This is a genomic window from Streptomyces sp. NBC_01381 (genome assembly GCF_026340305.1).
GTDB lineage: Bacteria > Actinomycetota > Actinomycetes > Streptomycetales > Streptomycetaceae > Streptomyces.
In genome coordinates this window covers 3,066,586-3,091,692 of sequence record NZ_JAPEPI010000001.1, presented here as the reverse complement: position 1 = coordinate 3,091,692, position 25,107 = coordinate 3,066,586, and the positions used below count along the sequence as shown (strand labels likewise).

Here is a 25,107-nt window from a genome sequence, read left to right as displayed (position 1 = left end):
CCACCCACCCACCCGATCACCCCGCACCACACCCCCACCGAACAAGCCTTCCCACCCACCCACCCACCCGATTGCCCGGGATGGGTGGGCGGTCATGTCCGCCGCAGGGCAATCGGGCGGGCGGCGAAGCGTCCGCCGCAGAGCAATCGGCTGGGGGGCGGAAAGTCTGTCGCAGGGCAATCGGGCGGGGGGCGAAACGTCCGCCGCAAGGCAATCGGGCGGGTGGGCGGGAAAGTCTGTCGTAACAGTGAGAAGCCCAGACGGCCCGCAGCGGTGATCCCGGACCCCCGCCCCTCCGCCCACGCGAAGGGGCCGCCGGATCAAACGATCCGGCGGCCCCGTCTACGTACGAAAAGGGCGGCTAACCCTTCTTGGCGGACCCGGACCCGGACTCCGCCTCGGCTTCGGCTTCACTCTCGGCCTCGGCCTCGGCCTCGTCCTTCTTCTCCAGCGACAGCTCGCCCTCGCCCTCAGACGGCTCTCCCTCGCCGGAGGCGGCCGGCTCCACCACTTCCTCCCGGCCAGGCCGCAGCTTCGCCGACAGGACGAAGTAGACGACCGCGAGGATGAACACCGCGATGGCGGTCCAGACGTTCAGGCGGAGGCCCAGGACATGGTGGGCGTCATCGACGCGCATGTACTCGATCCAGCCGCGCCCGGCGCAGTACGACGCCACGTACAGCGCGAACGCCCGCCCGTGCCCGAGCTTGAAGCGCCGGTCGGCCCAGATGACCAGGAAGCCGACGCCGATGCACCAGAGGGATTCGTAGAGGAAGGTGGGGTGGTACGTGCCCGGCACCCGCCCGTCCTCCGCCGAAGTGATCTTCAGCGCCCACGGCAGATCCGTGGCCTTGCCGTACAGCTCCTGGTTGAACCAGTTGCCCCAGCGGCCGATCGCCTGGGCGAAGGCGATGCCGGGGGCGAGCGCGTCGGCCCAGGCGGGCAGCGGGATGCCGCGCCGGCGACAGCCGATCCAGGCGCCGACCGCGCCGAACGCGATCGCGCCCCAGATACCGAGGCCGCCCTCCCAGATCTTGAAGGCGTCCACCCAGTCACGGCCCTCGCTGAAGTACAGCTGGTAGTCCGTGATCACGTGGTAGAGACGCCCGCCGACGAGGCCGAACGGCACGGCCCAGACGGAGATGTCGGCCACGGTGCCTGGGCGGCCCCCGCGAGCGATCCACCGCTTGTTGCCGAGCCAGACGGCGACGAAGACGCCGATGATGATGCAGAACGCGTAGCCGCGCAGCGGAATGGGTCCGAGTTCGACCACACCGCGCGACGGGCTGGGAATGAAGGCAAGGTCCATGGCAGGTCCGACGCTACCGTGCCGGGTGGTGCCCAAGGCAACCAGCCCGGCTACGGCTCCATAACTACGCCTCGCCGGCTACGCCGCGTTCGCCTTCTCCACCATCGCCTTCAGCTTCGCCGGGGTCAGCGGATTCTTCTGGTCCGCGAAGATGTTCTTCCCGTCGAGCAGCACGGTGGGCGTGCCCTGCAGGCCCGCGTCCTGGAAGGCCTTGTTCGACTTGTCGACCCAGCTGTCGTGCTCGCCGTCCTCGACGCACTTCTTGAAAGAGGCGGTGTCGAGCCCGTCGACCTGGCCCGCGAGCTCGAGCAGCCGGCTGTTCTTGGCGAAGGCGTCGTCCGTCTCCGCGGGCTGATTCTTGAACAGCACGTCGTGGTACGGGGTGAACTTCCCGGCGTCCTGGGCGCAGGCCGCCGCGTTGGCCGCGCGCAGCGAGCCGCTGCCGCCCATGTTCCCGTCGATGAGCGTGGCCAGGTGATAGTCGACCTTGAGCTGGCCCTTGTCGGTGAGCTCATGGATCGTCGTGCGGTACGCGTCCTCGAAGGACTTGCAGGCGGGGCAGCGGAAGTCCTCCCAGATGGTGAGGGCCGACTTGGCGCTGTCCTTGCCCACGGGGAGCGCGAGCTGATCCTTGCCGTTCGCCCCCTGCGGGATCGCGACGGGACCCGACTTTTCCTTGTCGTCTCCCGCGTTGGAGGCGAGCAGGCCCGCCACGGTGGCCAGCGCGAGGACGCCGACGACGGCGGCGCTCACGATCAACACCCTGCGCTGCTTCTCCCGCGACTTCTGCCGCTCTCGCTCTTCCGCCAGCCGGTCGCGGGCCGCGCGCTTTCCCTCACGGTTCTTCTCGCTCACACCCCGCCAACGAACCGGGGAGGCACGAGCATGCCCCCCCGGTCCCAGGTCCACCCGTACGAGTTACGCGTTCCCGCGCACACCCTTGGCAAGATCACCCGCGAGCGCGCGGACCGCGGCGAGACCGGCGGCCTCGTCCGGGGCGTCCAGCATGCGCTGGACGAACGCGGAGCCGACGATCACGCCGTCGGCGAAGCCGGCGACCTCGGCGGCCTGGCGGGCGTTGGAGACGCCGAGGCCGACACAGACCGGCAGGTCGGTGGTGGCCTTGGTGCGCCGCACCAGCTCCTGTGCCTGCTCGCCGACGGACTCCCGGGTGCCGGTGACACCCATCAGGGACGCCGCGTACACAAAGCCCGAGCCGGCCGCCGTGATGGTGGCGAGGCGCTCGTCCTTGCTGCTCGGCGCGACGACGAAGACCGTCGCCAGGCCGTGCTTCTCGGCGTGCTCCCTCCAGAGCGCGGACTCCTGGACGGGCAGGTCGGGCAGGATGCAGCCCGCGCCGCCGGCTTCGGCGAGCTCGGCGGTGAAGCGCTCGATGCCGTAGCGGTCGATCGGATTCCAGTACGTCATGACGAGCACCGGCTTGCCGGTCGCCTCGTGGGCCTCGCGGACCGTGCGCATCACGTCGGCGATCTTCAGGCCCGCCTTGAGCGCGATGTCGTCGGCGGTCTGGATGACGGGGCCGTCGAGCACGGGGTCGCTGTGCGGGAGACCGACCTCCACGACGTCCGCGCCGCCGTCGAAGACGGCCTTGATCGCCGCGATGCCGCCGTCCACGGTCGGGAACCCGGCCGGGAGGTAGGCGATGAGGGCGGAACGCCCCTCGGACTTCGCTGCCGCGAGGGTGTCGCTCAACAGCTGGATGTTGCCGCTCACTTGGCGTCCCCCTTGATCTCAGCGCCGTTGGCGGACGCGTCCGCCTCTACGGTGGCGTCCGTTTCGTACAGGCCGAAGTACCGCGCGGCCGTGTCCATGTCCTTGTCGCCGCGGCCGGACAGGTTGACGATCATCAGCCCGTCCTTGCCGAGCTCCTTGCCGACCTCGATCGCCCCGGCCAGCGCGTGGGCGCTCTCGATGGCCGGGATGATGCCCTCGGTCCGCGACAGGAGCCGCAGCGCCTGCATGGCCGCGTCGTCGGTGACCGCGCGGTACTCGCCGCGGCCGCTGTCCTTGAGGAAGGCGTGCTCGGGGCCGATGCCCGGGTAGTCGAGTCCTGCGGAGATCGAGTAGGGCTCGGTGATCTGACCCTCCTCGTCCTGGAGGACGTACGACCGTGAGCCGTGCAGGATGCCCGGCTCGCCCGCGGTCAGCGTGGCCGCGTGCTCGCCGGTCTCGACGCCGTGCCCTGCGGGCTCGCAGCCGATGAGGCGTACGCCGGCGTCCGGGATGAAGGCGTGGAAGAGGCCGATGGCGTTGGATCCGCCGCCCACACAGGCGACGGCGGCGTCGGGCAGGCGTCCGGCGCGCTCCAGGATCTGCCGCCGGGCCTCCACCCCGATGACCCGGTGGAAGTCGCGGACCATGGCGGGGAAGGGGTGCGGGCCCGCGACAGTCCCGAAGAGGTAGTGCGTGCGGTCCACGTTGGCGACCCAGTCGCGGAACGCCTCGTTGATGGCGTCCTTGAGGGTGCGGCTGCCGGACTTCACGGCCACGACCTCGGCGCCGAGCATGCGCATGCGGGCCACGTTCAGGGCCTGGCGCTGGGTGTCGATCTCGCCCATGTAGATGGTGCAGTCGAGGCCGAAGAGCGCGCAGGCGGTGGCCGTGGCGACGCCGTGCTGGCCCGCGCCGGTCTCGGCGATGACGCGGGTCTTGCCCATGCGCTTGGTGAGCAGGGCCTGGCCGAGCACGTTGTTGATCTTGTGCGAGCCGGTGTGGTTCAGGTCCTCGCGCTTGAGGAAGATGCGCGCGCCGCCGGCGTGCTCCGCGAAGCGGGACACCTCCGTGAGGCTGCTGGGCCTTCCCGTGTAGTTGACGAGGAGGTCGTCGAGCTCGGCGGCGAAGGCGGGGTCGTTCTTGGCCTTGTCGTACTCGACGGCGACCTCGTCCACGGCGGCGACGAGGGCCTCCGGGATGAATTTGCCGCCGAACGCGCCGAAGTAGCCCTCGGCGGTGGGGACTTGACCCTCCGGGTCGGGGATGAAGAAGTTGCTGGGCATGGCGTTACCTCGCTGGGGCGCTTGCCGGCGCCCCGGGTCCTGGGATTGACGGTGTCGTGGGTACGCCTTGACGCCGTTGCAGGTTGGGGTTCGGAGCGCGACTGCGGCCCGTCCTGGGCTGGTCGCGCAGTTCCCCGCGCCCCTGAAGGGGCGTTTCAGCTCGGGCGGCGCTCAAGGCGCCGTCGCCATCGCATCCCAGGGATCTGGCCGGGCTCAGATCCGATGTGGTAGCGGACCCGCCTGCCGCGCACGCGTCGCGCAGGCGCCCGGCAGCCGCGGGGGCGGCAGCCAGGTGCGAGGCGGGCGGCGATGGACATCGGCGGGGTCAGCTCCGTCCGTGGCGGAGGGCCGGGTGGGCGCCCGCGGCGACCAGGTCGGAGACGGCGGACTTCGGGTCGCGGCCGGTCACCAGGGACTCGCCGACGAGCACCGCGTCGGCGCCCGCGTTGGCGAAGGCGATCAGGTCGTGCGGCCCGCGCACACCGGACTCGGCGATCTTGACGACGCTGTCCGGCAGCTCGGGGGCGACGCGCTCGAAGGTGGAGCGGTCGACCTTGAGGGTCTTGAGGTCGCGGTTGTTGACGCCGATGACCCGCGCCCCCGCGTCGACGGCCCGCTCGGCCTCGTCCTCGTCGTGCACCTCGACGATCGGCGTGAGGCCGATCGACTCGGCGCGCTCGATGAGCGACTCCAGGGCGGGCTGTTCAAGTGCGGCAACGATCAGCAGAACGAGGTCGGCGCCGTACGCCCGTGCCTCCCACAGCTGGTACGAGGTGACGATGAAGTCCTTGCGGAGCACCGGGATGTCGACCCTGGCCCGGACGGCCTCCAGGTCGGCGAGCGAACCGCCGAAGCGGCGCTCCTCGGTCAGCACGGAGATGACGGCCGCGCCGCCCGCCTCATAGTCGGCGGCGAGACCCGCCGGGTCGGCGATCGCGGCGAGCGCGCCCTTGGACGGGCTGGAGCGCTTGACCTCACAGATGACCTTGACCCCGTCGCCGCGCAGTGCGGCGGCGCCGTCCTTGGCCGCCGGAGCCTTCGCCGCGCGCTCCTTGAGCTCGTCGAGGCTGACGCGCGCCTGCCGTTCCGCGAGGTCGGCACGGACTCCGTCGATGATCTCGTCGAGCACACTCACGCGAGCGGCCCCCTTCCCTGCTCATCAGGCATTCCGTTGGTCACTGCGATGGTATCCGCAGGAGAGCGAAGGCCCCGCATCCGGTTGACACCAGTCCCACGTCCTGGACACTCCGCACCCCCTCGGGCCTGCGCGTTCACCGTTCAATCAAGGGTGCAGCCATGCCCCGAACGGCAGATTGCGCACGAGGGTGAAAACGGCGATCAGCGCGCCGACGCCGTACAGCTGTGCGGTCCCCAACGCGATCCGCAGCGGCCGCCCACGCACCGCCCGCACCGCCCACAGGGTCCACACCACGGCGAACACGACGTACCCGGCGACGGCGAGCGCGTTGGCGCCGAGCGCCGCGCCGAGGTCGCCGTGGATGAAGGCGTGGGCGCTGCGCAGTCCGCCGCAGCCGGGGCAGAAGATGCCGGTGAGCCGGAGCAGCGGACAGGGCGGGTAGTGGCCCGGCTCGTTCGGGTCGACAGTCCCCACGTAGGCGAAGGCGGCCACGACCGAGCCGAGCACGCCGACGGGCACGGCGAGGCGCCGCAGCGCGAGGCCGGCGGCCGGTGCCGTGCTCCCGGGTTCAGCGTTCACCCGACGCATTCTGCCCTCCGGCGGCGCCCGCCGCCCTGCGGGGAGACACGAATGAGGCGGCCCGGCATCTGCCGGACCGCCTCATTCGTCTGCGTAGGAGAAAGCTGCGTACGAGAAACCCGTACGAGAAAAAATCAGCCCTCGGACGGCGCGAGCCGGGCGGCCTGCGGCTGGCGCTTGGGGGCCTGGCCCAGGCCCGCGGCGCGCATGGCGAGGCCGACGAGGCCGCCGACGCCGCAGATGACCATGCCGGCCCAGAAGCCGAGCGGGTTGGCCATCACCATGAAGGCACCCGAAACACAGAAACCGATGAAGACGATGATGGCACCGGTCCAGGCGGCCGGGGTGTGTCCGTGGCTCGTGCCCGCCATTACTTGCTCCTTGTTGCTGTCTGCGTGGTGGTGAGTCGAACGCTCACTGCTCCATTGTCCCGTACTCGCGGGAAAGCCGTGAGCGCGGGGGTCATGCCTCGCGCGTCGGGTCCTCGCCGCGGTCGAGTGCCTTCCACAGGTCCTCGGGCCGGTCGGGGTCCACCGTGGGGGCCGCCTTGCGGGGGCGGGGGGCGCCGTCGCGTTCGTAGCGCCCCGACATCGCGGGCCAGGACTTGCCGTACGTCAGGGCGAGCAGCCCGGCGATCAGGATCAGCGCGCCCGCGGCGGCCGCCGCGTACGGCCAGCCGGTGTGGCTGAGATCACCGATCCGCGCGGCCGTGTCGCCGGAGGCCTCGGCGGCCTTCTCGTCGAGCGCGCCGCTGTCGTTGGCGGCGAGCAGGGCGGCGGCGACCGTGCCCGCGCCGCTCAGCGCGAGCAGCAGCGAGACCAGCATCCGGCCCGCCTTGCGGACCGCGAAGACGGCGACGAGGGCGGCCAGGCCCACTATCGCCAGGGCCGCGGGCACGCCCGTGACATCGCTGCCCGTGGCGGTCAGTGGCAGGTCGCCGCCCGCCACCGACGTGGTGCCGTGGGCCCAGGCCCGGCGGGACGCGAGCAGCGCGAGAGCCGCGCCGACGGCGCCGAGCAGCAGGGCCACGGCGATGCTGCGCCGCCCGCCGCGCCGGGCCCGGGTCTCGGGTTCGGCGTCGGCGCGGGCGGCATCGGATCGTGGCGTTGGTACGGCAGAAGTCACCCCTCCACTATCCCTCACGTCCATCCGTGCGCCGCAGCCGGTTCGCGGTGTGGACGGCCCGCAGGACCGCGGCCGCCTTGTTGCGGCACTCGGTGTCCTCGGCGACCGGGTCGGAGTCGGCGACGACTCCCGCGCCCGCCTGCACATACGCCGTGCCGTCGCGCAGGAGCGCGGTGCGGATGGCGATGGCGGTGTCGGAGTCGCCCGCGAAGTCGAGATATCCGACACAGCCGCCGTACAGGCCGCGCCGGGACGGTTCGACCTCGTCGATGATCTGCATCGCGCGCGGCTTGGGCGCTCCGGAGAGGGTGCCCGCCGGGAAGCAGGCGGTGAGGACGTCGAAGGCGGTGCGGCCTTCGGCGACCTGTCCGGTGACCGTCGACACGATGTGCATGACGTGGGAGTACTTCTCGATGGACATGAAGTCGACGACCTCGACCGAACCGGGTTCGCAGACGCGCCCCAGGTCGTTGCGCCCCAGGTCGACGAGCATCAGATGCTCGGCGCGCTCCTTGGGGTCGGCGAGCAGTTCGTCGGCGAGCGCCTGGTCCTCCTGCGGGGTGGTGCCGCGCGGCCGGGTCCCGGCGATGGGGTGCACCATGGCGCGCCCGTCCTCCACCTTGACGAGGGCTTCGGGCGATGAGCCGACGACATCGAATCCGTCGAAGCGGAAGAGATACATGTACGGCGACGGATTGGTCGCCCGCAGCACCCGGTAGACGTCCAACGCGCTTGCCGAACAAGGGGTTTCGAAGCGCTGCGAGGGGACGACCTGGAAGGCCTCGCCCGCGCGGATGCGCTCCTTGATGTCCTCGACGACGGCCTGGTACTGCTCGCCGCCCCACAGCGCCGTGTACTCCGGGAGCTCGGACGGCGGCAGCGCGGCCGGGGGCTGGGCGACGGGCCGGGACAGATCGGCCTCCATCGCGTCGAGCCGGGCGACGGCGTCGGCGTACGCCTCGTCGACGCCGGTCTCCAGGTCGTTGTGGTTGATCGCGTTGGCGATCAGGAGCACGGACCCGTCCCAGTGGTCGAGGACGGCGAGATCGCTGGTGAGCAGCATGGTCAGTTCCGGCAGCTGGAGGTCGTCCCGCTCGCCGGGGCCGATCTTCTCCAGGCGGCGCACGATGTCGTACCCGAGATAGCCGACCATCCCGCCGGTGAACGGCGGCATCCCCGACCCCAGGTCGTGTGGGGTGTGCAGGGTCTGGACCGTGGCGCGCAGGGCGTCGAGCGGGTCGCCGGAGGTGGGGACGCCGATGGGCGGGGTGCCGAGCCAGTGGGCATCGCCGTCGCGCGTGGTGAGCGTTGCGGCGCTGCGGACGCCGACGAAGGAGTAGCGAGACCATGAGCGGCCGTTCTCCGCGGACTCCAGGAGGAAGGTGCCGGGCCGCTCGGCGGCGAGCTTGCGATAGAGCGCGACCGGAGTGTCGCCGTCCGCGAGAAGTCTGCGGCTGACGGGGATCACTCGGCGGTCGCTCGCGAACTTGCGGAAGGTCTCGAGATCCATGGGAGGAGCTTACGGCCGTGTGGGTGGGGGCCCGTGTTGGTGCCGCTCCCGTTCAAGGCGAGCCACTAGAAGGGGACGATGAAGACGACGACCGGGCGCCGCGCCCTCTCCCCTCTTGCCCTCGCCCTGCTGCTGGCCACGACCGCGTTCGCGGCCGCGGCGCCCGACCAGGTGGTGTGGCCCGCCCCCAAGGACGTACCGGAGCGGGTCCGGGCGGCGGGCCTGGAGATGCTCGACGCCGAGGCGATGGACATGCACATCCACACGACCCTGAAGGTGTACTCCGGCGGCCACCCCGTCACGGTCCCCGCGGACCTGGGCATCGACCGCTCGGGCCCGAAGCCGCGTTACAGCCCGCTGCACACGCACGACACGAGCGGCACGCTGCACGTCGAGTCGGAGCGGTGGCAGGACTTCACGCTGGGTCAGCTGCTGACCGAGTGGGGCGTACGCGATCGGGTACGGGAGGACAACTGCCACGCCGACGTCGCGGGGCACCGGCTGCCCGGCGACCCGTCCCGCATCGTGCTCAAGGACGGCGAGACGATCACGCTGCGGTGCCGGTGACGAGGGCTTCGGTCACTCCTCGGTGCCGGTGAAGGTGACCGTGAGGGTGTCGGTGTCGAAGCAGGTGCGGGTGCCCGTGTGACAGGCGGCGCCGATCTGGTCGACCTGGACCAGGACGGTGTCCGCGTCGCAGTCCAGGGCCACGGACTTCACGTACTGGAAGTGGCCGGACGTGTCCCCCTTGACCCAGTACTCCTGCCGGCTGCGCGACCAGTAGGTGCAGCGCCCCGTGGTGAGCGTGCGGTGCAGCGCCTCGTCGTCCATCCAGCCCAGCATCAGCACTTCGCCGGTGTCGTACTGCTGGGCGATGGCGGGGACGAGCCCGTCGGCGCCGCGCTTGAGGCGGGCGGCGATCTCGGGGGCGAGGCTGCTGGGCGGGGGCATGACGGTCATACGGCCATTGTGCCGCGCCGGTGTGGTCCGGTCGGCCCGCGTCCACTGCGCGGACGGGCTACTCGGTCGTAGGCTGGGGGTATGTCGACCCATGCAAAGCGTGAACGACTCCTCCTCGCCGATCTGTTGGAGGCGGCGGGCCCCGACGCGCCCACCCTCTGCGAGGGCTGGAACGCCCGCGATCTCGCGGCCCATGTGGTGGTGCGCGAGCGCCGCGCCGACGCCGCGGGCGGGCTCCTGATCAAGCAGCTCGCGGCGCGGCTCGAACGGGTGCAGGCCGAGTTCGCCGCGAAGCCGTACGAGGAACTGATCCAGCTGATCAGGACGGGGCCGCCGCGCTTCTCGCCCTTCTCCCTCAAGCAGATCGACGAGGCGTCGAACGCCATAGAGTTCTACGTCCACACCGAGGACGTGCGCCGCGCCCAGCCCGACTGGACGCCGCGCGAACTTGACCCCGTCTTCTCCGACGCGCTCTGGTCCCGCCTGGAGCGAATGGCCCGCCTGGTGGGCCGCAAGGCCCCCGTCGGCCTGGTCCTGCGCCGCCCGGACGGCCAGACGGCGGTGGCGCACCGGGGCACCCCGGTGGTGACGGTGACCGGCGAACCGGCCGAGCTCCTGATGTTCGCGTACGGCCGCCAGGACGCGGCGAACGTGGAACTGGACGGCGACAAGGACGCGGTGGCGAAGCTGCACGAGACGAAGCAGCTGGGGATCTGAGCCGGGGCTTTCCCTGCCGGGAAATTCAGCGTGGGAGTTCGGCTCGGCGCAGGGGGCCGGAGCAGAGGCCCAGTACTCCGCCCGCCGCGCTCACTGCCGCGCTCGCCGCGAAGACGGGCTCGACGCCCCAGGCGCCGATCGCCGCTCCGACCACGGGGAAGCTGAGCGGCGCGATCCCGACCGTGAAGAGCGTGGCCACCGAGGTGACGCGGCCCAGGTAGGCGGGCTCGGTGACGGTCTGCAGCATGGCGCCGATCAGCGCCCCGCCAAGGCCCGTGCACAAACCGACGCAGAGGCCGGCCACCGCTGCGGCGCCGACCGAGGGGACGAAGGCGATCGCCCCCAGAGCGATCGAGCCTGCCACCACTCCCCAGGACTGCACGGCTCCGGCCCTGGGGAGCCACCCCCGAACGGCGAGCAGCAGCGCCGCCGCGCCGGCGCCCACCCCGAAGCCCCCTATGATCCACGCCATCCCGGCGGCTCCCCAGCCCCGCTGGTCGGCGAGCAGCACGACGCCGATGTTGGCGGGTCCGGCGAAGCCCAGTTCCATGACCGCGGCCACCAGGAGCAGCGGGGCGAGCACCCGGTGCCCTCGGATGTACCGCAGCCCGTCCACGAGCTGACGCCAGGCGCTGTCGTCCGTCCCCGGCTCCTCGTCCGGGACAAGCTCCCGGACACGTACCGCCATCAGCAGTGCCAGTGAGACCGCGAAGAGCACCCCTGCCACACCAAACCCGGCCGCGGGCCCGCCCATCGCCACCGCGAGGCCGCCCACCGGGGCGGCGGTGACCGTCGCGACACGCTGCGCGAAACCCCGCATGCCCTGCACCCTGCCGAGCTGCCCCGGCGCCGTGATGCGTGCCGGCAGGGCACCGACGCTCGGCAGGAACAGCGCGTCGACGGCACCGAACACCAGGGCGACGAGGACCAGGAGCCAGATGCCCGGAGCTGTCACCAGGAGCAGCACGGCCACGGCCAGGATCACCGCGCAGCGCACCGCGTCGCTCCCGATGACCACCCGGCGGGGCCCGAAGCGGTCGGCGATCACGCCGCCCCCGAGCATGAGCACGGCGCGCGGCAAGGAGCCGACGGCGAGCACAAGGCCGGCCTGTGCGGGGCTGCCGCTGCGGGTGGCTGCCCAGGAGAGCGCCACGAAGTAGACGCTGTCGCCGATCATCGAGGCGGTGTAGGCGCTCAGCCAGCGCAGGACGTTGCCGTCGCGGTGAGCGGGACGCTCGATCGCGGGAGGCGCGGATATTGCAGCGGTCACGGGAGCGGCCCTCTCAGAGACGGAACGGGAAGCTGGCCAGATGCACGGCGACGTTCTCGCGCCCCTCGGTGTCGCCCGCCGCCTCGGCGGCCTTGCCCCGCTCCTCGTACGTCTTGATCAGGGCGTGGATCTCGGCGTTGAGGCGCGTGAGTTCGGCGGGGTTCAGGCGGGCGAGAAAGTCCGACTGGTCCGCCGCCCTGCGCCACTCGGCGCCCCAGGCCTCCTGCTGGTCCAGGTAGGTCTGTTCCAGCTCGTGCCGGTGCGCGATCAGCCGGCGGACGGTGACCGCGTGCGCCGCGACCCCCTCAGGGGTGTCCTTGAAGTCCTCGTGGCTCAGGCTCAGGGTCTCCTGCGCGGCCTGCCACCACCGCTCCCGCGCGTCTTCGCTCTGGACCTCGGCCTCCTCGATGAGGCCGTGCTCGGCGAGCTTGCGGAGGTGGTAACTGACCAGCGAGACGGCCTCGTCGACCTGGTCGGCGAGCTGGGACGCGGTCGCCGGACCCGCCACCCGCAATGTGCTGTAGATCTTCAGACGCAGCGGATGCCCGAAGGCCTTGAGCGTGCCGACATCGGTGATCTGGCGGGGCTCTGAGGGCTTGAACTGCTTGTCGTTCATGCCTTCACCGTAGATACGAAAGAAAACTTGCGCAATATAAATTGCGCAAGTTTCCCTTCCTATCGGCCAAGAGCAAAGCCCTGGCCACCCAGTGACCAGGGCTTACGCGAAAAGCACCTCAGCGAACCGGGTGCCCCGCCTCCCGCAACGTCTCCTTCACCTCACCGATCCGCAGATCCCCGAAGTGGAAGACCGACGCGGCAAGGACCGCGTCCGCGCCCGCGGCGATGGCCGGCGGGAAGTGGTCGAGGCGGCCCGCGCCGCCGGAGGCGATCACCGGCACCGTGACGTGGCGGCGCACCGCCGTGATCATCTCGATGTCGTAGCCGTCCTTCGTGCCGTCCGCGTCCATCGAGTTCAGCAGGATCTCCCCCGCGCCCAACTCGGCGGCCCGGTGGGCCCATTCGACGGCGTCGATCCCGGCGGACTTGCGGCCGCCGTGGGTCGTCACCTCGAAGCCCCCGGACGGAGTCCGCCTCGCGTCCACCGAAAGGACGAGCACCTGGCGGCCGAACCGCTCCGCGATCTCGCGGATCAGCTCGGGGCGCGCGATGGCGGCCGTGTTGACCCCGACCTTGTCCGCACCCGCCCGCAGCAGCTTGTCGACGTCCTCCGCCGTGCGCACACCCCCGCCCACCGTCAGCGGGATGAAGACCTGCTCGGCGGTGCGGCGCACCACGTCGTACGTCGTCTCGCGGTTGCCCGAGGACGCCGTGATGTCCAGGAAGGTCAGCTCGTCGGCGCCCTCGGCGTCGTACACCTTGGCCATCTCGACGGGGTCGCCCGCGTCGCGCAGGTTCTGGAAGTTGACGCCCTTGACGACCCGGCCGTTGTCCACGTCCAGGCAGGGGATCACTCGTACGGCCAGGGTCATGAGCTCTCAGCTCCCCGGTACGCCTCGACCTCGACCTCGACGACCAGGCTCGGGTCGATGAAGCCGGAGACGATGATCATGGATGCGGCGGGGCGGACGTCGTCGAAGAGCTCCTTGTGGGCCCGGCCGACCTCGTCCACGTCCCGCGCGTGGGTCAGATACATGCGGGTGCGTACGACGTGTTCGCGGCCCAGGCCCAGCTTCTTGAGGGCCTCGACGGCTACGTGGAACGCGTTGGCAGCCTGCTCGTACGGCGTCCCGGCGTCTATGACGCCGTTCACCACCGACGTACAACCCGACACCAGGACAAGGCCGTTGGGCAGCTCGACGGCGCGGGAGTAGCCGATGGCTTCCTCCCACGGTCCGCCCGAGCTCACCCTGCGGACGATGTCGCTCATGACGCCACCGCTGCGAGGGCCTCTTCCAGGGTGAAGGCCTTCGCGTACAGCGCCTTGCCGACGATCGAGCCCTCGACGCCCAGCGGGACGAGCTCGGCGATCGCGCGCAGGTCGTCCAGGGACGAGACGCCGCCCGACGCGACCACCGGACGGTCCGTCGCCGCGCAGACGTTGCGCAGGAGCTCCAGGTTCGGGCCCTGCAGCGTGCCGTCCTTGGCGATGTCGGTGACGACATAGCGGGCGCAGCCCTCGGAGTTGAGGCGCTCCAGGGTCTCGTACAGGTCGCCGCCGTCGCGGGTCCAGCCGCGGCCGCGCAGGGTCGTGCCGCGTACGTCGAGGCCGACCGCGATCTTGTCGCCGTGCTCGGCGATGACCTTGGCGACCCAGTCCGGGGTCTCCAGGGCGGCGGTGCCCAGGTTCACGCGGGTGCAGCCGGTGGCGAGGGCCGCGGCGAGCGTGTCGTCGTCGCGGATGCCGCCGGACAGCTCGACCTTGATGTCCATGGCGCCCGCGACCTCGGCGATCAGCGCGCGGTTGTCGCCGGTGCCGAACGCGGCGTCCAGGTCGACCAGGTGCAGCCACTCGGCGCCCGACCGCTGCCAGGAGAGTGCGGCCTCCAGCGGGGAGCCGTAGGAGGTCTCCGATCCGGACTCGCCGTGCACGAGGCGTACGGCCTGGCCGTCGCGGACGTCGACGGCGGGGAGGAGTTCGAGCTTGCTCACAGAAATCCCTGACATCCCTAGAGGGTTCCGATCCAGTTGGTGAGGAGCTGGGCGCCGGCGTCGCCGGACTTCTCGGGGTGGAACTGGGTGGCCCACAGCGCGCCGTTCTCGACGGCGGCCACGAACGGCTCGCCGTGCGTGGTCCAGGCGACCTTGGGGGCGCGGAAGGCGGGGTTGCCGACCTCGAAGTCCCAGGCGTGCACGGCGTACGAGTGCACGAAGTAGTAGCGGGCGTCGGCGTCGAGGCCCGCGAACAGCTGGGAGTCCTCGGGCGCCTTGACCGTGTTCCAGCCCATGTGCGGCACGATGTCGGCCTTGAGCGGCTCGACGGTGCCGGGCCACTCGTCGAGACCCTCGGTCTCGACGCCGTGCTCGATGCCGCGCGCGAAGAGGATCTGCATGCCGACGCAGATGCCCATCACCGGGCGGCCGCCGGCGAGCCTACGGCCCACGATCCAGTCGCCGCGCGCCTCCTTGAGCCCCTGCATGCAGGCGGCGAAGGCGCCGACGCCGGGGACGAGCAGACCGTCGGCGTTCATGGCTTTGTCGTAGTCACGGGTGATCTCCACGTCGGCTCCCGCGCGCGCGAGGGCGCGCTCGGCGGAACGGACGTTCCCGAAGCCGTAGTCGAAGACGACGACCTTCTTCTGCGGAGTCTGGGGAGTGCTCATGATCGCTGCGTCCCCCCTCAGTTCCAGTAGTCGAGCCGCAGGATGCCCGCGGTCAGGCACATGGCGGCGCCGATGGACAGGAGCGTGATCAGGCTCTTCGGCATCCCCTGCTTGACGAAGGAGATGATCCCGCCGATCAGGAAGAGGCCGACGACGATGAGGATGGTGTTGAGACCGGTCATGGCGGTTACAGCGCGCCCTTCGTGGAGGGGAGGATTCCGGCGGCGCGCGGGTCACGCTCGGAGGAGTAGCGCAGGGCGCGGGCCAGGGCCTTGAACTGGCACTCCACGATGTGGTGGGCGTTGCGGCCGTAGGGCACGTGCACGTGCAGGGCGATCTGCGCCTGCGCGACGAAGGACTCCAGGATGTGCCGGGTCATCGTCGTGTCGTACGTGCCGATCATCGGCGCCATGGTCTCGGGCTCGGTGTGCACGAGGTAGGGGCGGCCGCTGAGGTCGACGGTCACCTGGGCGAGCGACTCGTCGAGCGGGACCGTGCAGTTGCCGAAGCGGTAGATGCCCACCTTGTCGCCGAGCGCCTGCTTGAAGGCGGCGCCCAGCGCGAGGGCGGTGTCCTCGATGGTGTGGTGGGTGTCGATGTGCAGGTCGCCCTCGGTCTTGACCGTGAGGTCGAAGAGGCCGTGGCGGCCGAGCTGGTCGAGCATGTGGTCGTAGAAGCCGACACCCGTCGACACCTCGACCTTGCCGGTGCCGTCGAGATCGATCTCGACGAGGACCGACGTCTCCTTCGTGGTGCGTTCGACCCGTCCAACGCGGCTCATGCCTGCTGCTCCTTCTTCAGTTCGCGTACCGCATCGAGGAACGCGTCGTTCTCTTCGGGGGTTCCGGCGCTGACCCGCAGCCAGCCGGGCACTCCGTTGTCCCGGACCAGGACGCCCCGGTCGAGGATCCGCTGCCAGACCGTGTGGGCGTCTTCGAACCGCCCGAACTGCACAAAGTTCGCGTCCGAATCGGTCACTTCGTAGCCGATCGCACGCAGCTCGCCGACGAGCCGGTCGCGCTCGGCCTTGAGCTGCTCGACGTACTTCAGGAGCGTGTCGGTGTGCTCAAGGGCGGCGAGCGCGGTCGCCTGGGTGACGGCCGACAGGTGGTACGGCAGGCGTACGAGCTGCACGGCGTCGACGACCGCCGGGGCGGCGGCCAGATAGCCGAGGCGCAGACCGGCCGCGCCGAAGGCCTTCGACATGGTGCGCGAGACGACCAGATGCGGCCGTCCCTCGATCAGCGGGAGCAGCGAGTCGCCGTGGCTGAACTCGACGTACGCCTCGTCGACCACGACCATCGACGGCTTGGCGGCCTGCGCGGCTTCATAGAGCGCGATGACCGTCTCGGCCGAAACGGCGTTGCCCGTGGGGTTGTTGGGCGTGGTGATGAAGACGACGTCGGGCTGGTTCTCGGCGATGGCCTTCGCCGCCGCTTCGACGTCGATGGTGAAGTCGTCCGTGCGGGGGCCGGAGATCCAGCCCGTGCCGGTGCCGCGCGCGATGATGCCGTGCATCGAGTACGAGGGTTCGAAGCCGATGGCGGTGCGTCCTGGCCCGCCGAAGGTCTGCAGGAGCTGCTGGATGACCTCGTTGGAGCCGTTGGCCGCCCACACGTTGGCGAGGGTGACCTCGTGGCCGCCGGTGCGGGTGAGGTAACGCGCGAGCTCGGTGCGCAGCTCCACCGCGTCCCGGTCGGGGTAGCGGTTGAGGTCACGGGCGGCCTCGCGGACCCGCTCGGCGATGCGCTCGACGAGCGGCTCGGGGAGCGGGTAGGGGTTCTCGTTCGTGTTCAGGCGTACGGGTACGTCGAGCTGGGGCGCCCCGTAGGGGGACTTGCCGCGCAGTTCGTCGCGTACGGGAAGATCGTCGATGCGTACGTCGCTCACTGGCCCGGCACCTTCCATCCGCTGTGCCAGTTTTGTTCGCCTTCGGCAAAACGTGCCTTGATCGCCGCACCGTGCGCCGGCAGGTCCTCTGCCTCGGCGAGCGTCACCACGTGGTGGGCGACATCGGCGAGCGCGTCCCGCGTGTAGTCGACGATGTGGATGCCCCGCAGGAACGACTGGACGCTGAGCCCGGAGGAGTGGCAGGCGCAGCCGCCGGTGGGCAGGACGTGGTTGGAGCCGGCGCAGTAGTCGCCGAGGGAGACCGGCGCCCAGGGGCCGACGAAGATCGCGCCCGCGTTCTTCACGCGCTCCGCGACGGCGGCGGCGTCCGCGGTCTGGATCTCCAGGTGCTCGGCGCCGTACGCATCGACGACGCGCAGGCCCTCGTCCAGGCCGTCGACCAGGACGATCGCGGACTGGCGTCCGGCGAGCGCGGGGACGATCCGGTCCTCGATGTGCTTGGTGGCGGCGACTTGCGGCTCCAGCTCCTTGGCGACCGCGTCGGCCAGGTCGACGGAGTCGGTGACGAGCACGGCGGCCGCGAGCGGGTCGTGCTCGGCCTGGCTGATCAGGTCGGACGCGACGTGCGCCGGATCGGCGGTGTCGTCCGCGAGGACCGCGATCTCGGTCGGGCCCGCTTCGGTGTCGATGCCGATGCGTCCGGTGAAGTAGCGCTTGGCGGCCGCGACCCAGATGTTGCCGGGGCCCGTGACCATGTTGGCCGGGGCGCAGGTCTCGGTGCCGTACGCGAACATCGCGACGGCCTGGGCGCCGCCGACGGCATAGACCTCGTCGATGCCGAGGAGGGCGCAGGCGGCGAGGATCGTGGGGTGCGGAAGCCCGTCGAACTCCTTCTGCGGCGGGGACGCGAGAGCCATCGACTCGACGCCGGCCTCCTGCGCGGGGACCGCGTTCATGATCACGGAGGACGGATAGACGGAGCGGCCGCCCGGCGCGTAGAGCCCGACGCGTTCGACCGGCACCCACTTCTCGGTGACCGTGCCGCCGGGCACGACCTGCGTGGTGTGCGGGGCGCGGCGCTGCTCGCGGTGGACGATGCGGGCGCGGCGGATCGACTCCTCGAGCGCGTCGCGCACGGCGGGCTCGAGACCCGCGAGGGCCTCGGCGAGCGCGGCCGCGGGGACGCGGACCTGCTCGAGCCGTACGCCGTCGAACTTCTCCGCGTAGTCGATCAGCGCCGTGTCGCCACGATGATGCACGGCCTCGCAGATGGGCCGCACCTTCTCCAGGGCGGCCGCGACATCGAAGTCGGCACGGGGCAGCAGGGCGCGCAGGGCGGGGCCCTCGGGGAGGGCGTCGCCGCGCAGATCGATTCGGGAGATCACAGGCCCAATTCTCTCAGACCCGCAATCTCGCTCGGACGCCCGTATCACTGGCTGATATAGATCCCGGAAGACCACGTTCACCACTAGCGTTCAGGCCGTCACTGAGCGGGCATGAACAGGTGTACGAGGCACAAATACATTGCGGCATGGGGAGGACACCAGCAGTGGTCGACGGCACCGACACCGGAGAGCCGCCGGATTGGCTGACCGCCGCCGAGATGGGCATGTGGCAGGCCTTCCGCAACGGCAGCGTCTACGACCTCCGGTCGGGGGATCCGATGGCGGACGATCCGCACGGCGGCCATCCCTGGGGACCGGAGCGGAGCGTGCGCGCACGCATCGTGTGCATGCTGCTGCTCGACGGCCCGCCCTCGCTCTCCGGCCGGGTCTCCTCGCTGAAACTGGCGGGGCTGCAGATCACGGACGTACTCGATCTGGCGGGCGGCGAGATCCTCCCCTACGCGGAGCTGAAGCACTGCCGCTTCGAGAAGGAAGTGCTCTTCCCCGAGGCCAAGTTCACCACCCTGCGCCTCGTCAACTGCTCGATCCCGCGGGTGGAGGCGGCCCGCCTGCACACCGAGGGCGATCTGCATCTGCCGCGCTGCCGGATCCACAACGGCATGCGCCTCACGGACGCCCAGATCGGCACCGACCTGCTGCTCAGCCAGGCCGTGATCTACCGCGACCGGCGCGGCTACTCGATCATGGGCGACGGGCTCTCGGTCGGGCAGGACCTGCAGGCGGAGATGATCGAGTCGCACGGCCAGCTGAGCCTGCGCGGCGCGAAGATCGGCGTCTCCTTCAGCCTGCGCGGCAGCAAGCTCGCCAATCCGTACGGGCCGCGCGCGCTCAACGCCCCGCAGCTGACGGTGGAGCGCACGCTCTACCTGACGCCGGGCTCGCCCGGTGACGTGACCAGCGGCCAGACGCCCGCGCGCGGCACCCGCATGCAGCGCTTCGAGTCCCAGGGCGGCATCCGGCTCGACGACGGGCGGTTCGGGGACGCGGTGGACCTCGGGCAGGCGCGCTTCACCCTGGAGAACGACCAGGAGGTGTCGCTGCGCCGCGTCCAGACCCCCGAGCTGCGCTTCCTCGGCGAGGCCCCGCAGCGCGGCAAGGTCGTCCTTTCCGGCGCGAAAATCGTCACCCTGATCGACAAGTCGACCAGCTGGCCGGGCCCCGGCGGCCTCCAGATGGGCGGCTTCAGTTACGAGAACCTCGTCCCGCAGGGCAGTTTCCCGCTCTCCCGGCGGCTGAGCTGGGTGGCGGCCGCGACCGCCGAGTACAACCCCGAGCCGTACGAGAAGCTGGCCACCGTGCTGCGCAACGGAGGCGAGGACGCCGACGCCCGCGAGGTGCTGCTCGCCAAGCAGCGCAGACGCCGCGAGACCCTGCCGCTGGCGGCGAAGCTCTGGGGCTTCGCCCAGGACTGGACGGTCGCCTACGGCTACCGGCCCGGCCGTGCGGCGCTCTGGATGGCGGTGCTCTGGGCGGTGAGCGCGGTGGCCTTCACGCGCGCGGACCATCCGGCGATCAAGCCGGGCGAGCACCCGAACTGGAACCCGGCGCTGTTCTCCCTCGACCTGCTGCTCCCGGTCATCAACCTCGGCCAGGACAGCTACTGGCAACTGCGCGGCGGCTGGCAGTGGTTCGCGGCCATCCTCATCCTGCTCGGCTGGGTGCTCGCGACGACGGTCGCAGCGGGGGCGACAAGGCTGCTGCGGAGGAACTGAGGAGGGCCCCCGGGGGCGCCCAGGGGCTAACGGGGCTTCAGATTTTGCCTGCCCTTGACCAAGGTCCAGGCAACCGAACGACCGATGCGAAAGCGTCACCAACTACCCCCTGGTACTGCTCCCACCTGCGGTTTTCAATACCCACACCATGCACCTGCTGCGCGCTCTGATCCGCACCACCCGGATGGTCAAGCACACCCCGCTCCTCGCCGCCGGCCTGACCCCCGACGACGAGGTGCTCCTCGACGTGCCCGACGACCGGCTCGGCCCCGCGCTCGTCGCCGCGGGCCGGGGCGATCACGGCCCGGCCGCCAAGCTGCTCGCCATGACCCGCGAGGCCGCCGAGTGGGAGAACCGCGACCGCTACACCACCCGCCTCGCCGCCTTCGCCCGCTCCCGCTCCGAGTGGTTCGACGACTGGCAGTCCGCCGCCCCGCACGACCCGGACGCGCTGCTCGTCAAGGCCGAACTCGCGGTCGTCCGCGGCTGGGAGTCGCCCGCCCGCGCCGAACTCCTGCGCGAGACGGCACCGCTGCTCTCCGCGGCCGCCGAGGCCGACCCGCGCGACCCCGTGCCCTGGCGGATCGCCCTGGACCACGCCCGCGGCACGCACGCGTCGCAGACGGTCTTCGACGAGGTGTGGGCCGAGGCGGTGCGCCGCTCCTCGCACCACTACGGCTGCCACGCCTCGGCCCTGCAGTACCTCTCGGCCACCTGGTACGGCTCGCACCGCCAGTGCTTCGACTTCGCCGAGCGCGCGGCCCGTGACGCGCTGCCGGGCTCGCTGATCCAGGCGCTGCCCGCGCGGGCCGCCTTCGCCTATCTGACCAGCGCCTCGGGGAACGTGCCGCGCGAGCGCCTGGACGCGGCGGCCGACCTGGGCATCACCCTGTCCGCCGAGTACGAGGCCGGGGACCCCTGGCCGGCCGAGGTCCGCAACCTCCTCGTCTACGTCCTGGTCCGCCTGGAACGCTGGCACGACGCCCTCGGACAACTGCGCCTCATCGGGCCGTACGCGACGTCGTTCCCCTGGGACCGGCTCGCCGACGATCCGCTCGGCCAGTTCCTCGAACTGCGCGACGGCGTGCGCATCGAGGTGGCGTCCACGACCCCGCTGCGCACCGGGCGCGGACGTGCGCACCGCGGCGACCATTAGGCTTTTGGCTCGTGACCACCGTCCGGCTTCCGCTCTTCCCGCTCAACTCGGTGCTGTTCCCGGGGCTCGTGCTCCCGCTGAACGTGTTCGAGGAGCGTTATCGCGCCATGATGCGCGACCTGCTCAAGACCCCCGAAGAGGAGCAGCGGCTCTTCGCCGTCGTCGCGATCCGCGACGGCCTCGAAGTGGCGCCGAGCGCCCCCGGCCTCCCGGACCCGACCTCGCAGCCCGAGCAGGGTCCCGCCGCCGGGTTCGGTGACGACCCGCTCAAGGCCTTCCACGCGGTGGGCTGTGTGGCCGACGCGGCGACGATCCGGGAGCGCGCCGACGGCGGCTTCGAGGTCCTCGCCACCGGCACCACCCGGGTCCGCCTGCACTCGGTGGACGCGTCGGGCGCCTTCCTGACCGCCGAGGTCGAAGAGCTGCCCGAGGAGCCGGGCGAGGAGGCGGGCACGCTGGCCGCGGGCGTCCTGCGGGCGTTCCGCGCCTACCAGAAGCGGCTCGCCGGGGCGCGCGAGCGGTCCCTGTCGACCGGCGCCGAGCTGCCGGACGACCCGTCCGTGGTGTCGTATCTGGTCGCGGCGGCGGCCGTCCTCGACACCCCGACCAAACAGCGGCTGCTCGAAGCCCCCGACACCGCCGCGCGCCTGCGCGACGAGCTGAAACTCCTTCGCGCGGAGACCGCGATCATCCGTAATCTGCCGTCGTTGCCCGCGACGGACCTCACCCGCGGCACCACAAGCCTCAACTGACGTACGACGCATCTGACGTACGACGCATCTGACGTACGACGCATGACGTAAGGCGTGAGCGCTTTGGCGAAGAAGCAGAAGAAGCAGTCGGGCACGGGCGGCACCCCCGCCACGGTCGCCCTCACCGCGGCGGGCACCGGCTACACCGTCCACGCGTACGACCACGACCCCGCACACCCCTCGTACGGCGACGAGGCGGCCGAGGCGATGGGCGTCTCCCCCGACCGCGTCTTCAAGACCCTGGTGGCCGAGGTGGACGGCGAGCTGACGGTGGCCGTGGTCCCCGTGGCGGGCACCCTGAACCTCAAGGCGCTGGCCGCCGCGGTCTCCGGCAAGCGCGCGGTGATGGCCGACCCGGCGGCCGCCGAGCGCACCACGGGGTACGTACGGGGCGGCATCTCCCCGCTCGGCCAGCGCAAGAAGCTGCGCACGGTCCTGGACGACTCGGCGTCCGCCCACGCCACGATCTGTGTGTCGGCGGGCCGCCGTGGCCTCGAGGTGGAACTCGCGCCGGCCGACCTGGCGGCGCTGACCGGCGCGGTGCTGGCCCCGATCGGGCGCGAATAATCCCTTCGAGCCCCGTCGGCATCAGGCGTGAAGTGACCCTCGACGCCCGCCCGGTTCTCGACTAGTACCACCCTCATGTCGAAGAAGACGCGCAAGAGGAAGTGGCGGGTGAGGAAGGGCAAGGCGAACCACGGGAGGCGCCCCGCCTAACTGTTCGAGCTGTCCTCGGGCCGAGCCGGATCCCCGTAGGCGAGGGGGTACGGCTCGGGATCGCGCGGCCCGAACAGCGCGGTCAGCCCGAGGTGCACGAGCAGGGCCGCAACCGGCCACGCCAGCAGCGCGCCCTTGGCCTTGAGCTCCAGGGGCGCGTCGAACACCACGCCCTTGCCCACCGACTTCGCGTGCGCGACGACATCCGTCTCGGGCCCGAGGAAGATCCCGAGACGCCAGGCGAGCACGGCGCCGAGCAGACCGCCCGCCGTGAGGCCGACGACCAGCGGGATCCCGCCGCGCTTGCGCAGCAGGAAGACGACGAGTCCGCTCACCGCGCCGAAGCCGAGCGCGAGCAGAGTGAACGTTCCGTCGACCCCGATCGCCTGTTCACCCTCAGTGTCCTTGAGGTACACCGCTTCGCCGTCCGAGATCAGCGGCACACGCGGCGCGAGCCACAGCCACAGCAGCCCGAGCAGTACGCCGCTGACGGCCACCGCGACCGCGATGACCACGGCCTGCCGCACTTCGGTCTTCATGCCGGGCCCGTCCTCCTCGTGAGCCGACGGGGGAAAGTCTCCGGACGGCTTGGCGGCTTGCTGCCAGGGGTCGTGCGGGGACTCGCCGTGGGGCGGTTGGGAGGGCGTCAGCGGTGCAGTCACCCACACATGGTGCCAGTAGTGCCCACGGACCGCGTCACCGCACAGCCGCCCGGCGGTACGCCCAGGTGGCGAGCGCCAGGGAGGCGACGCCGACGCCCGCGCACACCGCCAGGTCGAACCCGACGGCCGCCCAGTCCGGGTCGGGCCCGAAGGTGCGGGCGAGCGCCTCGACCCCGTACGTCGAGGGCAGCAGGTCACGCGCGTACTGCAGGATCTCCGGCATCCGCTCGGCCGGAAGCACGCCGAGAAGGAGCGCCGCCGACATGCCCAACTGGCCGAGCAGTGTGGCCAGTTCGGGCCGCGGCGCGAGCAGCCCGAGGGCCGCGCCGAGCCCCGCGAGCGCGGCGCCCGCCAGCGGGATCACCGCGACGAGCACCCACAGATGGGTGAGCGGAAGGCCGAAGAGTCCGCAGCCGACGACGGCGGTGACCAGCGTGCCGGGCACGGTGAACGAGGCGTAGGCGGCCGCTGCGCCGAGGACCACCGCGGCGGGCGGCACGGGCAGCGTGGCGTAGTGGTCGAGCCCGCCGTCGGACCGCAGCTGCCCGAAGTACTGCGCGAGCAGGTTGAGCGCGACGAACGCGACGACGAGCACGGAGGACCCGGCGACGACGGCATGCGCCTCGCCGCCGCCGTCGACCACGCCGCGCATCAGGATCATGATCCCGACGGACTGGAAGGTCGCCACGAAGAGCAAGGGGATGCGGGCCACCCGCGCCCGGGAGAGCTGCGCACGATAGACGGCCGAGAGCGCGGGGAACAGCCGCGCGCGGGGCCCAAGGGGCGCGGGGGCTTCGGTCTGCCGCTCGTAGCCGTCGTCAGCCCGTACCGCGGCTTCCAAAGGAACCGCACTCATCGGACGCCCCTCCTGATCATGTGCCTGTCTCTTCGCCGGCTGGCAGACATCACGCCTTTACCAGCCCCTTGGCATTCCCGCCCAGGGCAAGGTAGACGTCCTCCAGGCTGGGCGTGGCCAGGGTGAAGTCGTCGAGCGACGCGAAAGCGGCCCCGCCGGTGATCGCCCCGACCGCGGCCCGCGCCTCGTCGGGGGCGAGCCGCAGCGACCAGCGCCGCCCGGATTCCACCGCGGACGAGCGCAGCGCCGCCACCTCGGGGACGTCCAGCGGCGCCCGGTCGCGCCAGACGAGCTCCACCCGCACCTCGCCCGCTACCTGCTCCTTGAGTCCGGCCGGGGTGTCGCAGGCGATGACCTTGCCGTGGTCGAGGACGGCGACACGGTCGAGGACCGTCTCGGCCTCGATGACGTTGTGGGTGACGAGCAGGACCGTCGTGCCGCGCTCGGCCCTGCGCCGGTCGACGGCGCCCCAGACGGCGCGCCGCGCGATGGGGTCCATGCCGGTCGTCGGCTCGTCGAGGACGAGCAGCGGCCGCTCCCCCACCAGCGCGGTGGCGAAGCAGGCGAGCCTGCGCTGCCCGCCGGAGAGTTTCTTCAGCGGCCGCGCCGCGAGAGGGGTGAGCGCCAGCTCTTCGAGTACGCCGTCGCGCTCGGCCCGCGCCTGGCGCACATCGAGGCCGCGAAGGCGTGCGGTCGTCTCGACGGCGAGCGAGACGGTCAACTCGTCGAGCGCGGTGGACTCCTGCCCCAGGTAGGCGAGGATCCGCGCGGCCCGCTCGGGGTGGCGCAGGATGTCGTGGCCGAGGATCTCGACGCCGCCGCTGTCGGGCCGCATCAGGCCGGTCAGCTGGCGTACGAGGGTGGACTTGCCGGCGCCGTTGGGCCCGAGCAGGCCGAAGATCTCGCCGCGCAGCACATCGAGGCTGATGCCGTCGGTGGCGCGCACCTCGGGCGTCGCGGGCGTGCCGCGCCGGCCACGGGCGGCGGGATACGTCTTGACGAGGTCGCGCACCGCGCAGACGGCATCGCTGCCGTGACCCTGTCGGAGCCCTTGGCGGACCACCTGTGCCGAGCGCGTACTCACGAAGG

At 71.3% G+C, this 25,107-nt stretch carries 30 protein-coding genes; 6 read left to right on the top strand and 24 right to left on the bottom strand.

Annotation, left to right across the window (positions count from 1 at the left end; all coding sequences use genetic code 11):
• Positions 1-361: 361 nt before the first annotated feature.
• The 10 genes from lgt to OG453_RS14510 form a co-directional block, all read right to left on the bottom strand.
• Positions 362-1,309, bottom strand: coding sequence for a prolipoprotein diacylglyceryl transferase (gene lgt, locus OG453_RS14550; RefSeq protein WP_266868065.1), 948 nt, complete (start codon positions 1,307-1,309; stop codon positions 362-364).
• Positions 1,310-1,387: 78 nt separating this feature from the next.
• Complete coding sequence (locus OG453_RS14545; protein WP_266868063.1) at positions 1,388-2,164, bottom strand: thioredoxin domain-containing protein; 777 nt, start codon at positions 2,162-2,164, stop codon at positions 1,388-1,390.
• A 63-nt stretch (positions 2,165-2,227) separates the two neighbouring features.
• Positions 2,228-3,043: a tryptophan synthase subunit alpha gene (gene trpA / locus OG453_RS14540; protein ID WP_266868061.1), complete on the bottom strand. Its 816-nt coding sequence runs from the start codon at positions 3,041-3,043 to the stop codon at positions 2,228-2,230.
• Positions 3,040-4,326 (bottom strand): tryptophan synthase subunit beta, encoded by a 1,287-nt coding sequence (trpB, locus tag OG453_RS14535; protein ID WP_266868059.1) that lies wholly within the window; start codon positions 4,324-4,326, stop codon positions 3,040-3,042. Before trpB ends, trpA begins: the two co-directional genes overlap by 4 nt.
• Positions 4,327-4,481: 155 nt before the next feature.
• The gene (gene trpM, locus OG453_RS45480; protein WP_368082027.1) at positions 4,482-4,643 is read right to left on the bottom strand and encodes a tryptophan biosynthesis modulator TrpM; all 162 of its coding nucleotides are present in this window, start codon (positions 4,641-4,643) and stop codon (positions 4,482-4,484) included.
• An 8-nt stretch (positions 4,644-4,651) separates the two neighbouring features.
• Positions 4,652-5,461 carry an indole-3-glycerol phosphate synthase TrpC gene (trpC, locus tag OG453_RS14530; RefSeq protein ID WP_266868057.1) on the bottom strand — a complete coding sequence of 270 codons (810 nt, stop codon included), beginning with the start codon at positions 5,459-5,461 and terminating at the stop codon, positions 4,652-4,654.
• Between the two features lie 147 nt (positions 5,462-5,608).
• Positions 5,609-6,052, bottom strand: coding sequence for a DUF2752 domain-containing protein (locus OG453_RS14525; RefSeq protein ID WP_266868055.1), 444 nt, complete (start codon positions 6,050-6,052; stop codon positions 5,609-5,611).
• 125 nt (positions 6,053-6,177) lie between these two features.
• A complete protein-coding gene (locus OG453_RS14520) occupies positions 6,178-6,414 on the bottom strand; it encodes an HGxxPAAW family protein (protein ID WP_266868053.1) in 237 nt (78 codons plus the stop codon).
• Positions 6,415-6,505: 91 nt separating this feature from the next.
• Positions 6,506-7,168, bottom strand: coding sequence for a TIGR02234 family membrane protein (locus OG453_RS14515; RefSeq protein WP_266868051.1), 663 nt, complete (start codon positions 7,166-7,168; stop codon positions 6,506-6,508).
• A 7-nt stretch (positions 7,169-7,175) separates the two neighbouring features.
• Positions 7,176-8,678 carry an anthranilate synthase component I gene (locus OG453_RS14510; RefSeq protein WP_266868049.1) on the bottom strand — a complete coding sequence of 501 codons (1,503 nt, stop codon included), beginning with the start codon at positions 8,676-8,678 and terminating at the stop codon, positions 7,176-7,178.
• Positions 8,679-8,756: 78 nt separating this feature from the next.
• Here OG453_RS14510 and OG453_RS14505 point away from each other — a divergent pair, with 78 nt between their 5' ends.
• A complete protein-coding gene (locus tag OG453_RS14505) occupies positions 8,757-9,245 on the top strand; it encodes a hypothetical protein (protein WP_266868047.1) in 489 nt (162 codons plus the stop codon).
• A gap of 12 nt (positions 9,246-9,257) precedes the next feature.
• On the opposite strand, the gene hisI is transcribed toward OG453_RS14505, so the two are convergent.
• The gene (hisI, locus tag OG453_RS14500) at positions 9,258-9,638 is read right to left on the bottom strand and encodes a phosphoribosyl-AMP cyclohydrolase (protein WP_266868045.1); all 381 of its coding nucleotides are present in this window, start codon (positions 9,636-9,638) and stop codon (positions 9,258-9,260) included.
• An 81-nt stretch (positions 9,639-9,719) separates the two neighbouring features.
• On the opposite strand from hisI, the gene OG453_RS14495 reads away from it, so the two are divergent.
• Positions 9,720-10,355, top strand: a complete 636-nt coding sequence (locus tag OG453_RS14495; protein WP_266868043.1) for a TIGR03085 family metal-binding protein — start codon at positions 9,720-9,722, stop codon at positions 10,353-10,355.
• A 25-nt stretch (positions 10,356-10,380) separates the two neighbouring features.
• On the opposite strand, the gene OG453_RS14490 is transcribed toward OG453_RS14495, so the two are convergent.
• From OG453_RS14490 to hisD, 10 genes are all read right to left on the bottom strand, one after another.
• A complete protein-coding gene (locus OG453_RS14490) occupies positions 10,381-11,625 on the bottom strand; it encodes an MFS transporter (RefSeq protein WP_266868041.1) in 1,245 nt (414 codons plus the stop codon).
• A 13-nt stretch (positions 11,626-11,638) separates the two neighbouring features.
• On the bottom strand, positions 11,639-12,241 hold the full coding sequence (locus OG453_RS14485) for a transcriptional regulator (RefSeq protein ID WP_266868039.1): 603 nt from the start codon (positions 12,239-12,241) through the stop codon (positions 11,639-11,641).
• A gap of 118 nt (positions 12,242-12,359) precedes the next feature.
• Positions 12,360-13,115, bottom strand: a complete 756-nt coding sequence (gene hisF / locus OG453_RS14480; RefSeq protein ID WP_266868037.1) for an imidazole glycerol phosphate synthase subunit HisF — start codon at positions 13,113-13,115, stop codon at positions 12,360-12,362.
• A complete protein-coding gene (locus OG453_RS14475; protein WP_266868035.1) occupies positions 13,112-13,513 on the bottom strand; it encodes a RidA family protein in 402 nt (133 codons plus the stop codon). Before OG453_RS14475 ends, hisF begins: the two co-directional genes overlap by 4 nt.
• Positions 13,510-14,235 (bottom strand): bifunctional 1-(5-phosphoribosyl)-5-((5-phosphoribosylamino)methylideneamino)imidazole-4-carboxamide isomerase/phosphoribosylanthranilate isomerase PriA, encoded by a 726-nt coding sequence (gene priA, locus OG453_RS14470; RefSeq protein ID WP_266869859.1) that lies wholly within the window; start codon positions 14,233-14,235, stop codon positions 13,510-13,512. Before priA ends, OG453_RS14475 begins: the two co-directional genes overlap by 4 nt.
• Before the next feature lie 17 nt (positions 14,236-14,252).
• A complete protein-coding gene (hisH, locus tag OG453_RS14465) occupies positions 14,253-14,906 on the bottom strand; it encodes an imidazole glycerol phosphate synthase subunit HisH (RefSeq protein ID WP_266868033.1) in 654 nt (217 codons plus the stop codon).
• Between the two features lie 17 nt (positions 14,907-14,923).
• Positions 14,924-15,088 (bottom strand): hypothetical protein, encoded by a 165-nt coding sequence (locus OG453_RS14460; RefSeq protein ID WP_266868031.1) that lies wholly within the window; start codon positions 15,086-15,088, stop codon positions 14,924-14,926.
• A 5-nt stretch (positions 15,089-15,093) separates the two neighbouring features.
• Positions 15,094-15,687, bottom strand: a complete 594-nt coding sequence (gene hisB / locus OG453_RS14455; RefSeq protein ID WP_266868030.1) for an imidazoleglycerol-phosphate dehydratase HisB — start codon at positions 15,685-15,687, stop codon at positions 15,094-15,096.
• The gene (locus OG453_RS14450; protein WP_266868028.1) at positions 15,684-16,796 is read right to left on the bottom strand and encodes a histidinol-phosphate transaminase; all 1,113 of its coding nucleotides are present in this window, start codon (positions 16,794-16,796) and stop codon (positions 15,684-15,686) included. The genes hisB and OG453_RS14450 overlap by 4 nt, the downstream gene beginning before the upstream one ends.
• Positions 16,793-18,142 (bottom strand): histidinol dehydrogenase, encoded by a 1,350-nt coding sequence (gene hisD, locus OG453_RS14445; protein WP_266868026.1) that lies wholly within the window; start codon positions 18,140-18,142, stop codon positions 16,793-16,795. The genes OG453_RS14450 and hisD overlap by 4 nt, the downstream gene beginning before the upstream one ends.
• Positions 18,143-18,288: 146 nt before the next feature.
• Between hisD and OG453_RS14440 the strand changes: the two genes are divergently transcribed.
• The 4 genes from OG453_RS14440 to ybaK all read left to right on the top strand — a co-directional run bounded on the left by OG453_RS14440 (position 18,289) and on the right by ybaK (position 22,350).
• A complete protein-coding gene (locus OG453_RS14440; RefSeq protein ID WP_266868024.1) occupies positions 18,289-19,875 on the top strand; it encodes an oxidoreductase in 1,587 nt (528 codons plus the stop codon).
• Positions 19,876-20,023: 148 nt separating this feature from the next.
• A complete protein-coding gene (locus OG453_RS14435; RefSeq protein WP_266868022.1) occupies positions 20,024-21,031 on the top strand; it encodes a hypothetical protein in 1,008 nt (335 codons plus the stop codon).
• An 11-nt stretch (positions 21,032-21,042) separates the two neighbouring features.
• Positions 21,043-21,783, top strand: a complete 741-nt coding sequence (locus OG453_RS14430; RefSeq protein ID WP_266868020.1) for an LON peptidase substrate-binding domain-containing protein — start codon at positions 21,043-21,045, stop codon at positions 21,781-21,783.
• Positions 21,784-21,846: 63 nt separating this feature from the next.
• Positions 21,847-22,350, top strand: a complete 504-nt coding sequence (ybaK, locus tag OG453_RS14425) for a Cys-tRNA(Pro) deacylase (protein ID WP_266869858.1) — start codon at positions 21,847-21,849, stop codon at positions 22,348-22,350.
• Between the two features lie 146 nt (positions 22,351-22,496).
• On the opposite strand, the gene OG453_RS14420 is transcribed toward ybaK, so the two are convergent.
• Genes OG453_RS14420 through OG453_RS14410 form a run of 3 tightly spaced genes read right to left on the bottom strand, consistent with a single transcriptional unit; the run spans position 22,497 to position 25,081 of the window.
• Positions 22,497-23,162: a DUF2567 domain-containing protein gene (locus OG453_RS14420; protein WP_266868018.1), complete on the bottom strand. Its 666-nt coding sequence runs from the start codon at positions 23,160-23,162 to the stop codon at positions 22,497-22,499.
• Positions 23,163-23,196: 34 nt separating this feature from the next.
• A complete protein-coding gene (locus tag OG453_RS14415) occupies positions 23,197-24,018 on the bottom strand; it encodes an ABC transporter permease (RefSeq protein ID WP_266868016.1) in 822 nt (273 codons plus the stop codon).
• Positions 24,019-24,067: 49 nt separating this feature from the next.
• Positions 24,068-25,081, bottom strand: a complete 1,014-nt coding sequence (locus OG453_RS14410; RefSeq protein ID WP_266869856.1) for an ABC transporter ATP-binding protein — start codon at positions 25,079-25,081, stop codon at positions 24,068-24,070.
• Positions 25,082-25,107 lie beyond the last annotated feature (26 nt).

What these genes read in the sequence shown, in the direction of transcription:
- lgt (WP_266868065.1), bottom strand. Translation starts at nt 1,309, where the DNA reads ATGGACCTTGCCTTCATTCCCAGCCCGTCGCGCGGTGTGGTCGAACTC.
- trpB (WP_266868059.1), bottom strand. Translation starts at nt 4,326, where the DNA reads ATGCCCAGCAACTTCTTCATCCCCGACCCGGAGGGTCAAGTCCCCACC.
- trpM (WP_368082027.1), bottom strand. Translation starts at nt 4,643, where the DNA reads ATGTCCATCGCCGCCCGCCTCGCACCTGGCTGCCGCCCCCGCGGCTGC.
- OG453_RS14525 (WP_266868055.1), bottom strand. Translation starts at nt 6,052, where the DNA reads ATGCGTCGGGTGAACGCTGAACCCGGGAGCACGGCACCGGCCGCCGGC.
- OG453_RS14520 (WP_266868053.1), bottom strand. Translation starts at nt 6,414, where the DNA reads ATGGCGGGCACGAGCCACGGACACACCCCGGCCGCCTGGACCGGTGCC.
- OG453_RS14510 (WP_266868049.1), bottom strand. Translation starts at nt 8,678, where the DNA reads ATGGATCTCGAGACCTTCCGCAAGTTCGCGAGCGACCGCCGAGTGATC.
- OG453_RS14505 (WP_266868047.1), top strand. Translation starts at nt 8,757, where the DNA reads ATGAAGACGACGACCGGGCGCCGCGCCCTCTCCCCTCTTGCCCTCGCC.
- hisI (WP_266868045.1), bottom strand. Translation starts at nt 9,638, where the DNA reads ATGACCGTCATGCCCCCGCCCAGCAGCCTCGCCCCCGAGATCGCCGCC.
- OG453_RS14495 (WP_266868043.1), top strand. Translation starts at nt 9,720, where the DNA reads ATGTCGACCCATGCAAAGCGTGAACGACTCCTCCTCGCCGATCTGTTG.
- OG453_RS14485 (WP_266868039.1), bottom strand. Translation starts at nt 12,241, where the DNA reads ATGAACGACAAGCAGTTCAAGCCCTCAGAGCCCCGCCAGATCACCGAT.
- hisF (WP_266868037.1), bottom strand. Translation starts at nt 13,115, where the DNA reads ATGACCCTGGCCGTACGAGTGATCCCCTGCCTGGACGTGGACAACGGC.
- OG453_RS14475 (WP_266868035.1), bottom strand. Translation starts at nt 13,513, where the DNA reads ATGAGCGACATCGTCCGCAGGGTGAGCTCGGGCGGACCGTGGGAGGAA.
- hisH (WP_266868033.1), bottom strand. Translation starts at nt 14,906, where the DNA reads ATGAGCACTCCCCAGACTCCGCAGAAGAAGGTCGTCGTCTTCGACTAC.
- OG453_RS14460 (WP_266868031.1), bottom strand. Translation starts at nt 15,088, where the DNA reads ATGACCGGTCTCAACACCATCCTCATCGTCGTCGGCCTCTTCCTGATC.
- hisB (WP_266868030.1), bottom strand. Translation starts at nt 15,687, where the DNA reads ATGAGCCGCGTTGGACGGGTCGAACGCACCACGAAGGAGACGTCGGTC.
- OG453_RS14440 (WP_266868024.1), top strand. Translation starts at nt 18,289, where the DNA reads ATGGGGAGGACACCAGCAGTGGTCGACGGCACCGACACCGGAGAGCCG.
- OG453_RS14435 (WP_266868022.1), top strand. Translation starts at nt 20,024, where the DNA reads ATGCACCTGCTGCGCGCTCTGATCCGCACCACCCGGATGGTCAAGCAC.
- OG453_RS14415 (WP_266868016.1), bottom strand. Translation starts at nt 24,018, where the DNA reads ATGAGTGCGGTTCCTTTGGAAGCCGCGGTACGGGCTGACGACGGCTAC.